11 protein-coding genes, 1 tRNA gene and 1 pseudogene are annotated in these 11932 nt (G+C 69.3%); 7 read left to right on the top strand and 6 right to left on the bottom strand.

What is annotated here, in order from left to right; translation table 11 throughout:
- From WBL05_RS03035 to WBL05_RS03020, 4 genes and pseudogenes are all read left to right on the top strand, one after another.
- A pseudogene (locus WBL05_RS03035) lies at positions 1 to 394 on the top strand (3-phosphoshikimate 1-carboxyvinyltransferase); the annotation flags it as partial.
- On the top strand, positions 391 to 1407 hold the full coding sequence (gene rsgA / locus WBL05_RS03030; protein WP_424223641.1) for a ribosome small subunit-dependent GTPase A: 1017 nt from the start codon (positions 391 to 393) through the stop codon (positions 1405 to 1407). The pseudogene WBL05_RS03035 and the gene rsgA, both read left to right, overlap by 4 nt.
- Positions 1408 to 1417: 10 nt before the next feature.
- A complete protein-coding gene (locus tag WBL05_RS03025) occupies positions 1418 to 2266 on the top strand; it encodes an inositol monophosphatase family protein (RefSeq protein ID WP_424223640.1) in 849 nt (282 codons plus the stop codon).
- Positions 2266 to 3075: a metallophosphoesterase gene (locus WBL05_RS03020; protein WP_424223639.1), complete on the top strand. Its 810-nt coding sequence runs from the start codon at positions 2266 to 2268 to the stop codon at positions 3073 to 3075. Before WBL05_RS03025 ends, WBL05_RS03020 begins: the two co-directional genes overlap by 1 nt.
- Before the next feature lie 18 nt (positions 3076 to 3093).
- Here the strand turns inward: WBL05_RS03020 and serA are convergent, their stop codons facing one another.
- The 6 genes from serA to WBL05_RS02990 form a co-directional block, all read right to left on the bottom strand.
- Positions 3094 to 4281: a phosphoglycerate dehydrogenase gene (gene serA / locus WBL05_RS03015; RefSeq protein WP_424223638.1), complete on the bottom strand. Its 1188-nt coding sequence runs from the start codon at positions 4279 to 4281 to the stop codon at positions 3094 to 3096.
- Positions 4282 to 4343: 62 nt separating this feature from the next.
- Complete coding sequence (locus WBL05_RS03010; RefSeq protein ID WP_424223637.1) at positions 4344 to 5147, bottom strand: ABC transporter ATP-binding protein; 804 nt, start codon at positions 5145 to 5147, stop codon at positions 4344 to 4346.
- On the bottom strand, positions 5137 to 5964 hold the full coding sequence (locus WBL05_RS03005) for an ABC transporter ATP-binding protein (protein WP_424223636.1): 828 nt from the start codon (positions 5962 to 5964) through the stop codon (positions 5137 to 5139). Before WBL05_RS03005 ends, WBL05_RS03010 begins: the two co-directional genes overlap by 11 nt.
- The gene (locus tag WBL05_RS03000) at positions 5961 to 6758 is read right to left on the bottom strand and encodes an ABC transporter permease (RefSeq protein WP_424223642.1); all 798 of its coding nucleotides are present in this window, start codon (positions 6756 to 6758) and stop codon (positions 5961 to 5963) included. Before WBL05_RS03000 ends, WBL05_RS03005 begins: the two co-directional genes overlap by 4 nt.
- A gap of 17 nt (positions 6759 to 6775) precedes the next feature.
- Positions 6776 to 7735 carry an ABC transporter permease gene (locus WBL05_RS02995; RefSeq protein ID WP_424223635.1) on the bottom strand — a complete coding sequence of 320 codons (960 nt, stop codon included), beginning with the start codon at positions 7733 to 7735 and terminating at the stop codon, positions 6776 to 6778.
- Positions 7735 to 9243, bottom strand: coding sequence for an ABC transporter substrate-binding protein (locus WBL05_RS02990; RefSeq protein WP_424223634.1), 1509 nt, complete (start codon positions 9241 to 9243; stop codon positions 7735 to 7737). The genes WBL05_RS02995 and WBL05_RS02990 overlap by 1 nt, the downstream gene beginning before the upstream one ends.
- A 118-nt stretch (positions 9244 to 9361) precedes the next feature.
- Here WBL05_RS02990 and WBL05_RS02985 point away from each other — a divergent pair.
- The 3 genes from WBL05_RS02985 to WBL05_RS02975 all read left to right on the top strand — a co-directional run.
- Positions 9362 to 9435, top strand: a tRNA-Met gene (locus WBL05_RS02985).
- Between the two features lie 229 nt (positions 9436 to 9664).
- Entirely contained in the window at positions 9665 to 10975 is a 1311-nt protein-coding gene (locus tag WBL05_RS02980) for a M16 family metallopeptidase (RefSeq protein WP_424223633.1), read from the top strand.
- Positions 10972 to 11932, top strand: a 961-nt coding sequence (locus WBL05_RS02975) for a M16 family metallopeptidase (protein WP_424223632.1), incomplete at its 3' end; no start/stop codon positions are given. The genes WBL05_RS02980 and WBL05_RS02975, both read left to right, overlap by 4 nt.

Genomic DNA, 11932 nt, shown 5'->3' with positions numbered 1-11932 from the left:
CCTGCGCGCGGCCAGCGAGCTCACCCCGGTCGTGGCGGCCCTGGCGGCGTTCGCCGAGGGCATCACCACCATCACCGGGGTCGGGCACATCAGGGGCCACGAGACCGACCGGCTGGCGGCGATCAGCGCAGAGCTGGCCAGCGTCGGGGTGGACGCGTCCCAGACCGACGACGGCTTGGTGATCGTCGGTGCCGGCTCGGCCGGCGAGGGTCTGCGTCCCACCAGGCCGCTGCGCAGCTACGCCGACCACCGACTGGCCCATCTGGCCGCGCTGGTCGGGCTGGTGGTGCCCGGGGTAGTCGTCGACGACATCACCGCCGTCGACAAGACGATGCCCGACTTCACCAGCCGCTGGCGGGCCATGCTCACCCAGGTCGCCGGAGCCGGGCGATGAGCCACGCCCGCCGAACCGCCGAGGCCTACGCCGACATCGATCCCGAGAAGTTCGGGGCGCGACCGGCCAGACGCACCCGGCCACGCACCAAGGACCGACCCGACTACTCCGACGCCGAGGTGGGCCGGGTGCTCACTGTCGACCGCGGCCGGTTCCGCTGCCAGATGCTCGACTCCGGGGTGCTGCTCACCGCCGCCAAGGCCCGCCAGCTTGGACGCAAGGGGGTGATCGTCGGTGACCTTGTCCGGGTGGTCGGCGACACCAGTGGCGAGGAAGGCACCCTGGCCCGCATCGTCGAGGTCGAGCCGCGCAGCACCGTACTGCTGCGAACCGCCGACGACACCGACCCAACCGAGCGCCCGATCGTCGCCAACGCCGACCAGTTGATGATCGTCTCCGCGCTGGCCGATCCACCGCCCCGGCCGGGCATGATCGACCGGCTCCTGGTGGCCGCCTACGATGCCGGCATCTCTCCCATCCTGTGCCTGACCAAGGCCGACCTGGCCGAACCCGATGAGATCATCGAACTCTACGAGCCGCTCGGGGTGCCGGTGGTGGTCACCGAACCCGGGTCCCAGCTCGACGAGGTGGACGAACTGCTGGTCGACCACGTGACCGTGCTGGTCGGGCACTCCGGGGTCGGCAAGTCGACCCTGATCAACCGACTGGTGCCTGGCGCCGACCGCTCGACGGCCGAGGTCAGCGAGGCCACCGGCCGCGGACGGCACACCTCAACCTCGGCGGTCGCCCTTCAGCTGCCCGGCGGTTCGGGTTGGGTCATCGACACCCCCGGCGTACGAAGCTTCGGACTGAGCCACGTCACCTGCGAATCAGTGCTGGGCGCCTTCGGCGACCTGACCGAGTTCACCAGGGACTGCCCGCGCGGCTGCCGGCACACCGACGAAGAACCGGAGTGTGGCCTGGACGAGGCGGTCGCGGCCGGCCGGTTGACGCCCGGCCGACTCGCGTCCTTCCGGCGTATCGTGACGGCCTTGCTCGAGCAGAGTGGCTAACGTTGGCCGCATGGCGTCCTCCTCCTACATCGATGACCTGAGATTGGCACACCTGTTGGCGGACAATGCCGACTCGATCACCGAGAACCGGTTCAAGGCCCAGGACCTGCGGGTGACCACCAAGCCCGACCGGACCGCGGTATCGGACGCCGATCGCTCGGTCGAGGGGGCGCTGCGCAAGACGCTGGCCACCGCGCGGCCCCGGGACGCGGTGCACGGCGAGGAGATGGCCGACACCGGCTTCGGACCACGACAGTGGATCATCGATCCGATCGACGGCACCGCGAACTACGTGCGCGGGGTGCCGGTCTGGGCCACCCTGATCGCCCTGATGGTGGACGGGGTGGCCAAGGTCGGCGTGGTTAGCGCCCCACTGCTCGGGCGGCGCTGGTGGGCGTCCGACGGGGCGGGCGCCTTTACCGGACGCACCCTGCTCAAGGGCACCAGGCTGCAGGTGTCGAAGGTCGCGCGGGTGCCGGACGCGTTCCTGTCCTACTCATCCATCGGCGGCTGGATCGCCAGTGGCCGCGGCCAGGGATTCGTCGACCTGCTGCGGGACGCCGGGCGGACCCGCGCGTTCGGTGACTTCTGGAGTTACATGATGGTCGCCGAAGGCGTGGTCGACATGGCCTGCGAACCGGAACTCGACCTGCACGACAAGGCAGCGCTGGACATCATCGTGCGGGAGGCGGGCGGCCGTTTCACCGATCTCGACGGCGTCGACGGCCCGATGGGGCCGGGCGCCATCGCCAGCAACGGCCTGCTGCACCACGAACTGGTCGACCGGCTGCGGCCGATGGACAGCTACGACGAGGAGACCACCGGTATCATCATCCCCGCCGGCGGCCCGGACGCCTGATGAGCCCGCCCGGACGCCTGATGAGCCCGCTGCCCACCCACCGGCTGGCGCAGCTCAGTGACCTGCACCTGACGACGCACAACGAGCCGTTCGCCGGTCAGATCGACACCGACGCCCAACTGCGGCTCGCCCTCCAGCGGCTGGCGCACGCAGGCCAGCGACTGGACGCGGTGGTGCTGTCCGGTGACCTGACCGACGCGGGCTCGCCGGCGGCCTACCAACGACTCAGGGCGCTGATTGACGAGCAGGCCAGGCTTCTCGGTTGCCCGATCCTGGTCGGAGCCGGTAACCACGACTCGAAGCAGGCGTTCAACGCCTCCCTGGGCCCGGCAGACAACGTCACCGAGGTACGCGGGCTGCGGATCATCCAACTGGATTCGTCCGTCTCGGGCACCGATCAGGGCGAACTGTCCGCGTCCCAACTCGACTGGCTTGCCCAGGTGCTGGCCACGCCCGCCGAGCACGGGACCGTGCTGGTGGTGCACCACCCGCCGGCGCCATCGGCGTCGGTGGTGATGTCGGTGGCCACGCTGCGGAACATTGCCGACCTGGCCGGGGTGGTCGCCGGCGCCGATGTGCGGATCATCCTGTCGGGGCACTGGCACACCCCGGCGTCCAGCACCTTCGCCGGTATCCCGGTCGCGGTCGCCGGCGGGGTCAGCTACGTGGCCGATCCGCTCTTCCAGGCTCGGGGCTACCGGGCGCTGGTCGGTGGCCAGAGCTTCAACCTGGTCGAGTTCTACCCCGGGCAGGTGGTCACGCTGGTGGTGCCGGTGACAGCCGCCACGCTGCACCAGATCGATCTGTGACCGGCCCCGGCGCTCGGTTCAGAAGACCCTGACCCGAATCGTCTCCGGGATCTCGCTCAACTGCCTGGTCAGGCCTGGGGCTGCCGAGGTCACGTCGGTGACCACGTAGCCGATCTCACTGTTGGTGTTCAGCGCCTGGAACGCGATGTTGGCCTGGTGCGAGCTGAGCACCCGGGTCAGGTTGGCGAGCACCCCCGGCACGTTTCGGTGGATGTGGATGGCCCGGCGGCCCTGCTGCGCCGGTACCTGCACCTGCGGGAGGTTGACGCTCATCACCGTCGAGCCGGTGTTCATGAAGTCGATCAACTTGCCGGCGGTGTATCGACCGATATCGACCTGCGCCTCCTGGGTGGATCCTCCGACGTGCGGGGTGAGGATCACGTTCGGCAGACCCTGCAGTTCGCAGGTGAATGGCTCACCGGCCGCACGCGGTTCGACCGGGAAGACGTCGAGGGCGCAGCCGGCGATGTGGCCCGACCGGACGGCCGCGGCCAGGGCCGGGACATCCACCACGTGCCCCCGCGACAGGTTGAGGAACAACGCCCGGGGACGCATCCTGCCGAACTCGGCCTCGCCGAACAGGTTGGTGTTCTCGGGACGCCCGTCCACGTGCACGCTGATGGTCTCGCAGGTGGCCAGCAGCTCGTCCAGGCTGTCGACCCGTTTGGCGTTGCCCATCGCCAACTTGTCGACGACGTCATAGAACCAGACCCGCATCCCGAACGACTCGGCGAGCACCGACAGTTGCGAGCCGATGTTGCCGTAACCGACCAACCCCAGGCTGCGGCCGCGCACCTCGTGGGCGCCGGCGGCCGACTTGTCCCAGACGCCGGCGTGCATCTGGGTGTTCTTGTCGGTCAGGTGGCGGGCCAGCACGACGATCTCGGCCATCGCCAGTTCGACCACGCTGCGGGTGTTGCTGTAGGGGGCGTTGAAGCAGGCGATGCCCGCCCGGGCGGCTGCGGTCAGGTCAATCTGGTTGGTGCCGATGGCGAATGATCCGACCGCCTGCAGATCGGGAGCACTGGTCAGCACCCGTTCGGTGACCTGGGTGCGGGACCGGATGCCCAGCAGCGTGACCCCGTTCAACGCCTCGATCAGGTCGTCCTCACCGAGAGCGCCGCGGCGGTTCTCCACCTCGTAGCCGGCGTCGGCCAGTAGTCGGGTGGCTTCCGGGTGGATGTTCTCGAGCAGCAGGGCCTTCACGACGCACCATGATAGGGCCGCGGCGGGCCGGGGCCGCACACGGTTGCCGCCCCGATGCCGGGCTAACTCGTCCGCCGTAGCCGCGGCACACTGGCCAGCAACTGCTGGGTGTAGGGGTGCTGCGGATCGGCGTAGATCTCGGCCGAGTTGCCCGCCTCGACGACGCGTCCGTGCTGCATCACCAGCATGGTGTCGCACAGGTGCCGCACCACCGCCAGGTCGTGGCTGACGAAGACCAGGCTGAGGCCGTGCCTGGCGACCAGGTCGGTGATCAGGTTGAGCACCTGGGCCCGGACGCTGACGTCCAGCGCCGAGACCGCCTCGTCGGCGATCAGCACCTTGGGCCTGGGGGCCAGCGCGCGCGCGATGGCGATGCGTTGGCGCTGGCCGCCGCTGAACTGGTGCGGGTAGCGGCTGGCGGCGTCCGGGGGCAGCCCGACCTGGACCAGCAGCTCGGCCACCCGTTGGTGCGGGTCGGGACGCTCCGCATCGCGCCAGATCCGGGACCGCAGCGGCTCGCTGATGATGTCGGCCACCCGCATGCGCGGGTCCAGCGAGGAGCGCGGGTCCTGGAAGACCAGTTGCACTCCCCTGCGCAGCACGGCCAGCTCACGTTCGTGGCGTCCCACGATCGACTCGCCGAAGAACCGGATCTCGCCGCTGGTCGGGCGGGACAGGGCGGCCATCATCCTGATCAGGGTGGACTTGCCGGAGCCGGACTCCCCCACGACGCCCAGTCGCTCGCCCGGCCACAGATCGAGGCTGACCCCGTCGACCGCGGTCACCGGTTGGGGGTGGCCCCTGCCATAGACCTTGACCAGGTCCCGCACCTCGTAGATCGGCGCCCGGCCGGTTTCAGCGGTCATAGAAGTCCTCCAGCACCGGCAGGCGTTCCCCGGGCGCGACCGCATCCAGGTTGGCGGTGGCGATCAGACCGGCGGTGTAGGGGGGTTGCGGTGCGCCCAGGACCCGCGCCAGGCTGCCCTGCTCGACGATGCGGCCGCGGTGCATCACCGCGATCCGGTCACACATCTGGCTGACCACCGCCAAGTCGTGGCTGATGAACAGCAACGCCGAGCCCGCCTCATCCAGCCCCCTCCGCAGTTCGGTCAAGACGCGGGCCTGCACCGTCACGTCAAGGGCGGTGGTCGGCTCGTCGGCGATGAGCAGTTCCGGGGTGTTGATCAGTGCCATCGCGATCAGGACCCGCTGGCGTTGCCCGCCCGACAGTTGGTGGGGGAAGCTGTCGGCAACCCGCTCGGGGTCCTGGATGCCCACCTTGCCGAGCATCTCCAGCACGCGGGGGCGCGCCTGCCCGGCGGGGGCGCCGGCGTGCAGCCGCAGCACCTCGGCGACCTGGCGGCCGGTCAGCATGGTCGGGTCGAGCGCGGTCATCGGCTCCTGGAAAACCATGCTGATCTGCTTGCCCCGCAGCTTCGAGTACTCGGCGTCCGGCAGGCCGACCAGCTCGCGCCCGTGCCACCGGATCGAGCCGGTGATCCTCGCCGCATCGTTGAGCAATCCCATGACCGCCAGCGCGGTCACCGACTTGCCCGAACCGGATTCTCCGATCAGTCCGACGCGTTGACCCGGCCGGATCTCCAGGTCGACGTCGGCCAGCGCCGGCTCTTTGGAGCGCCCGAATCGCACCCCCAGGTCGGTGACCTGCAGCAACTGGTTCACCTGTCGGCCTCCCGCAGCGTCGGGTCGAGCAGTTCCCGCAACCCGTCACCGAGCAGGTTGAACCCGAGCACCGCGATGGCGATGAACAGGCCCGGCCAGAACGCCAGGATCGGGTCGGAGTACAGGTACGGCTGGGCCTCGAAGATCATCCGGCCCCAGGTCGGAGTGGTGGGCGGGGTGCCCAGCCCCAGATAGCTCAGCGACGCCTCGGCGAGGATCGCCAGCCCGAAGCTGACCGAGCCCTGCACCAAAATGACCGGGGTGATGTTCGGCAGTACGTGACGCATGGCGATGCCGCGACGGCGGATGCCGGCGCCCCGGGCAGCCAGGATGAAGTCCTGGCTGAGCACCTGCAGCGCCGCGCCCCGGGAATTGCGGGCGAACGCCGGGATGGACGCGATACCGATCGCCACCATGGCGGTCAGCGTTGATCCCGAACCGCGGGCCGCCGCGAGGATGATGGCGAGCAGCAGCGCCGGGAAGGCGTAGACGATATCAGTTGCGCGCATGATGACGCGTCCGAGAAGGTCGCGGTTGATCGCGGCGATTATGCCGAGGGGTACCCCGATCAGGGCGCCGATGCCGACCGCCACCACACCGACCAGCAGGCAGCTACGGGCACCGATCAGGATCCGGCTGAAGATGTCCTGCCCGAAGCCATCGGTGCCCATCCAGTGGTCGGCGCTCGGCGCCGCCAGCCGCAACGTACTGACCTGGGTCGGCGGCCATGGCGTCCAGAACGCCGAAAGCAGGGCCAGCAGCACGACCACGCCGACCATCGCGCAGCCCACCATCAGGGTCGGGTTGCGCCTCACAGATCGTCCTGCTCGTCGCCGGCCCGCAGCCGCGGGTCGATGATCGCGTAGCTCAGGTCGACCAGCAGGTTGATCAGCAGCACCAGCGTGACCAGCACCATAACGATCGACTGGACGACCGGGATGTCGCGGGTCGATACCATCTGCAGCAGGTAGGAACCCAGCCCGGGCAGCACGAAGACCGTCTCGACGACGATGGCGCCGACGAACAGGGTGGCGAACTGTAGCCCGACGATGGTGACGATCTGCAACGCGGCGTTGCGCAGCCCGTGCCGCATCAGCGCCGGCCAGCGTCGCCAGCCGATCGCCCGCGCAGTACGGAAGTAGTCCTGATTCAGCACGTCGATGAAGGCAGAGCGGACGTAGCGCACCAGCACCGCGCCCTGCACCAGCCCGAGCGTGATCGCCGGCAGCAGCAGGTGCGACAACCAGGCGGTGATCGAGTCGGACGCCGAGACGTAACCGTTGGCGGGCAGCCAGCGCAGCCGCACCCCCACCAGCAGGCTGAGCGCGATCCCCACCACGAAGACCGGGACAGCCATGCCGAACTGGCTGAAGCCCGACACCACGACGCCGTCGGTGTGGTTGCGCCGCAAAGCCGAGTGAATCCCGAGCGGCAGTGCAATGGCGACGGCGAAGAACATGCCGAGCACCACCAAGGACAGCGTCACGCCGAGCTTGTCGGCGATGATCGGTGCGATCCGCTGGCCGGTCAGCGCCGATTCGCCGAGTTGGCCGCTGAGCAGGCCGCCGACCCAGTCGAGGTAGCGCACCGGCAACGGACGGTCCAGCCCCAGCCGCTCCCGCACCGCCGCAACCGCTTCCGGGGTGGCGTTCGGACCGAGCATGACACCGGCCAGGTCGCCGGGCAGCAGGTTCAGCAACGCGAAGACCACCATGGAGGCGATCAGCAAGCTGACCGCGAACCATGCGAAGCGGCTCGCGAACCGGGCCATCAGTTGGGCGGCGCGCTGACGGCGGTCATGTCGAAGCTGAGGCTCGGGGCGTTGCGGTTCACCCCGGTGACGTCAGCCTTGGTGACCACCAGGTTGGGCAGCAGCCACAGGAAACCGGCCGCCGCGTCATCGGCCAGGATGCGGGCCGCCCGCTGCATCAGCGCGATCTGCTCGGCGTCGGAGGCAGCAGCGTCGGCGTCGGCGATCAACTGCTGGAACTCGGCATTGTCGTAATGCCAGTAGTAGCTGGGGTCGGCGAACCGTGAGATGTCACGGGTCTCGACGTGCGCGACGATGGTCATGTCGTAGTTGGACTCGACCATCACCTGCTGGATCCAGGTGGCCGGGAACTCCAGCTCGTCCACCGTCACCTGGATGCCGACCTCGGCAAGCTGGCTGGTGATGTAGGTGGCCGCGCCGGGGGCGTACGGCAGGGTCGGGATTCGCAGCCGCAGGCTCACCGGCTCCTCACCGGACTCGGCAAGCAGTTCACGGGCCCGCTCGGGGTCGTACGGGATCACCTCGGACAGGTCTTCGTACCAGGGATCGGTGGGCGGCACCATCGAGCCGATCAGCAGCCCCTTGCCGGCCCACACCGAGTCGCGCAGCCCCTCCCGGTTGATGGCGTGCAGGATGGCCTGCCGCACCTGCAGGTTCTGCAGCACCGGGGTCTGGTGGTTGAAGCCGAGCACGATCTCACCAGTGGTTACGCCTTCGAGGATGGTGAACCGCGGGTCGTTGAACTGGTCGAGCGCCTGGGGTGCGGCGACGTTGGAGATGATGTCGATCTGACCGGCGAGCATGGCCGCGTTCATGGCGTTGGCATCGGAGTACGACTTGAAGGTCACACCGGCCAGCCGGGTGCCGGTACCCCAGTAGTTGTCGTTGCGCTTCAGCACGACCTGGTCGCCCTGGGTCCAACTGTCGAAGACGAACGGGCCGGAACCGGCGGGTTGGGTGGCGAGGCTGCCGAGGGCTGCCGGGTCGTAGATGATGCCGGCGGTCTGCGCCATCGAGTAGAGCCAGCTTCGCGACGGCCGGGCGAGCACGAACTCGACGGTGTTGGCGTCCACCGCCCGCATCGACTCGATGGGCTCCATCTGCGACTTGAGCACCGGGAGCACCGCCGGGTCGTCGATGATCCGCTGGATCGAGTCGACCACAACGTCCGCGGTCACCTCGGCGCCACTGGCGAAGCGGGCCTGTGGCCGGAGCTCGAAGGTGTACGTCGTGGCGTCGGGGTTGACCGACCACTCGCTGGCCAGCAGCGGCTGCAGGTTGCCCTCACCGTCGATCTTGAGCAGGGTCTCGTAGACGTTGTACAACAGCGCCTGCGGGATGGCGGCCGCGTCGGAGGTCGACGGGTCCATCGAGTTGGGGGCCACCGATGTGCCCACGATCAGCTGTCGATTCTCCGGTTCGGACGCGCCGGGGCTGCACGCGGACAGGACCAACGCAAGCAACGCCACCAACACCGTGGCGAACCGGTGAGAACCGCGGGATCTCATCTAGCAACTCCTTCCGACTGGGCTCGAACGCGATCAGTCTAGTCATGCCCGCGACCGCCCCCGGGCACGGCGCGGGTTTGGGACTTCGACGCAAACGGGTTATAGTTCATCGAGTCAACGCGGGGTGGAGCAGCTCGGTAGCTCGCTGGGCTCATAACCCAGAGGTCGCAGGTTCAAATCCTGCCCCCGCTACGAGTTTCCGGCCCGGAGACCACAGATCTCCGGGCCTGAACCCTTTCCGGCGTCTGGTCATGACACTGGTAACGGCTGAGGGCCGTCACCTGTGACCGGACCGACCACCCCCCTGGACCCAGTGGACGCGATGACCCGGCCGAAACAGATGACCGGAACAGGTCGGACGGACCCACCGCTGCCATCGGCGCAAGTCGGGAGGCTGGCCGGGTTCGTTAGGATGCAGTGCATGCCACCTGCCGCGACCGCAAGCCCCGCCGCCCCCGGCGTCCCGCGCCTGCACTACCCCGTCGACGACAGCCGGCTCGACAACGGGCTGCGGGTGGTGGTCAACCCCGATCCGATCTCCCCCGCCGTGGCGGTCAACCTCTGGTACCGGGTCGGCTCGGCCGACGAGCAGGCCGGCAAGACCGGCTTCGCGCACCTGTTCGAGCACCTGATGTTCGCCGGCTCTGCCCAGGTGGCCAACGGCGAGCACCTTGCGACCATCCAGGCGGTCGGCGGTTCGGCGAACGCCACCACCAGCTTCGACCGCACCAACTACTTCGAGACCGTCGGCCCGCACGCGCTGGAGTTGGCGCTGTGGCTGGAATCCGACCGGATGTGCAGCCTCAACGTCGACCAGGGCAACCTCGACACCCAGCGCGAGGTGGTCAAGGAGGAGAAGCGGCAGCGCTACGACAACGTCCCCTACGGCGACCAACTGCAACTGCTGCTGGAACTCAACTTCCCCACCGGGCACGCCTACGGCCACCCGACCATCGGTTCCATGGCCGACCTGGACGCGGCCACGCTGGCGGATGTGCGGCGGTTCTACCGGACCTGGTACCAACCGGCCGGGGCGGTGCTCACCCTGTCCGGCGCGATCAGCGTCGAGCAGGGCAAGGACCTCGCCAACCGCTACTTCGGCCACCTGCCGAAGGCGGAGGTGCCGGCCACGCCGGTGCTGGACGAACTGCCCCCGCATACCGGGCTGCCACGGCTGGAGGTGGTTCGCGACGTCCCCAGGCCGATGCTGCACCTGTGCTGGCGCACCCCGCGGCTCACCCACCCCGACCGGCTGGCGGTGGACGTGATGCTCGCCCTGCTGACCGAGGGACAGTCGGCCCGGCTGCACCGCGAACTGGTCCGCGACCGGCAGCTCGCCGAGGGCATCGGTGGCTACGACATGGGCCTGGTCCGCACCAACTCCCTCGGCGTCATCTCCAGCCGGGCCCGGGAGGGCGTGACGCTGGACCAGTTGGCCGAACCGGTACTGGTGGCGCTGGCCGACCTGGCCGAGCACGGCCCCGCCGAACCGGAGCTGGCCCGCGCCAAGGCGAGCTTCGAGCGGCAATGGCTGTCGGCACTCGCGCCGGTCGAGGACCGTGCCGACCAGTTGGGCTTCTACGCCACCCACTTCGACGACCCGGGACGGATCAACGAGGAGTTGGCCGAGATCGAGCAGTTGCAGCCGTCCGACATCGCCCGGGTCGCCAAACGCTGGTTCGACCCGGACAACCGTGCGACCCTGCGCTACCTGGCCGGCGGTGCAGCATGAGCCGGCTCCCCCGTCCCGCAGTACTGGACGCCCGCGCCTGGCGGTTCCCCGAACCGCACCAGTTCACCCTCGACAACGGCGCGCGGGTGTGGCTGTACAACCTGCCAAGCCAGCACGTGATCAGCGCGCAGGTCGTGCTGGACGTCCCGGTGAGCGCCGAACCCGAGGCGCTGGAGGGTCTGGCCACCATAGCGCTGCGCACCAGCGACGAGGGCAGCATCGACCACCCAGGAGCCGAACTGGCCGAACTCGTCGAGGACCTGGGCGCAGTCTACGAAGGCACCGCCGCCCAGTCGGGCACCATCTGCCGCCTCGAGGTGCCCAGCCTCCGCTTCCCTGCCTCGCTCGACCTGCTGGCCGAGATCATCACCCGCCCGGCCTACGACAGCGCCGACGTCGACCGGCACGTCGCGCTACGCCTGGCCCAGATCGAGCAGTCGATGGTGCGCAGTTCGGCGCTGGTGCAGTTGGCCTTCCAGCGGGCGGTTTTCGACCCGGCATGTCGGGCGGGCCGTCCGACCGCCGGCCGGGTGGCCACCGTCTCGGCCATCAGCAGGCAGGACGTGGCCGGCTTCCACGACCGCTGGTGGCGTCCCGACGGGGCCACCATCATTCTGGCCGGTGCCCTGCCAGCCGACGCCGAACGGATGGTGGCCAGCGCCTTCGACGCCTGGCGGCCGACCGGTGAGCCGGCCGTCCACCTGCCGCCCGCTGCCAACCCGGCCGGCCCGCAGGTATGGGTGGTCGATCGGCCCGGCTCGGTGCAGGCCGACATCCAGGTCGGCATGGTGGCCCCCGACCGCAATGATCCCCGGTGGGCGGGCCTCGAAGTCGCCGCCTGTGCGGTCGGCGGGTCGTTCGCGTCCCGATTGAACAGCGTGCTGCGTGAGGAGCGCGGCTACACCTACGGCGCGCACGCCGGGTTCCGCCCGCTGCGGGACGGCGGCGCGTTCACCG

It is taken from the genome of Brooklawnia sp. (assembly GCF_049651565.1).
Taxonomy (GTDB): Bacteria; Actinomycetota; Actinomycetes; order Propionibacteriales; family Propionibacteriaceae; genus Brooklawnia.
This window is presented reverse-complemented; position numbering and strand designations above follow the sequence as displayed.

Coding starts and splice junctions, on each gene's coding strand:
- WBL05_RS02995 (WP_424223635.1), bottom strand. CDS start 7,735: ATGGCCCGGTTCGCGAGCCGCTTCGCATGGTTCGCGGTCAGCTTGCTG.
- rsgA (WP_424223641.1), top strand. CDS start 391: ATGAGCCACGCCCGCCGAACCGCCGAGGCCTACGCCGACATCGATCCC.
- WBL05_RS02980 (WP_424223633.1), top strand. CDS start 9,665: ATGCCACCTGCCGCGACCGCAAGCCCCGCCGCCCCCGGCGTCCCGCGC.
- WBL05_RS02990 (WP_424223634.1), bottom strand. CDS start 9,243: ATGAGATCCCGCGGTTCTCACCGGTTCGCCACGGTGTTGGTGGCGTTG.
- WBL05_RS03025 (WP_424223640.1), top strand. CDS start 1,418: ATGGCGTCCTCCTCCTACATCGATGACCTGAGATTGGCACACCTGTTG.
- WBL05_RS03000 (WP_424223642.1), bottom strand. CDS start 6,758: ATGGTGGGCTGCGCGATGGTCGGCGTGGTCGTGCTGCTGGCCCTGCTT.
- WBL05_RS03010 (WP_424223637.1), bottom strand. CDS start 5,147: ATGACCGCTGAAACCGGCCGGGCGCCGATCTACGAGGTGCGGGACCTG.
- WBL05_RS03020 (WP_424223639.1), top strand. CDS start 2,266: ATGAGCCCGCCCGGACGCCTGATGAGCCCGCTGCCCACCCACCGGCTG.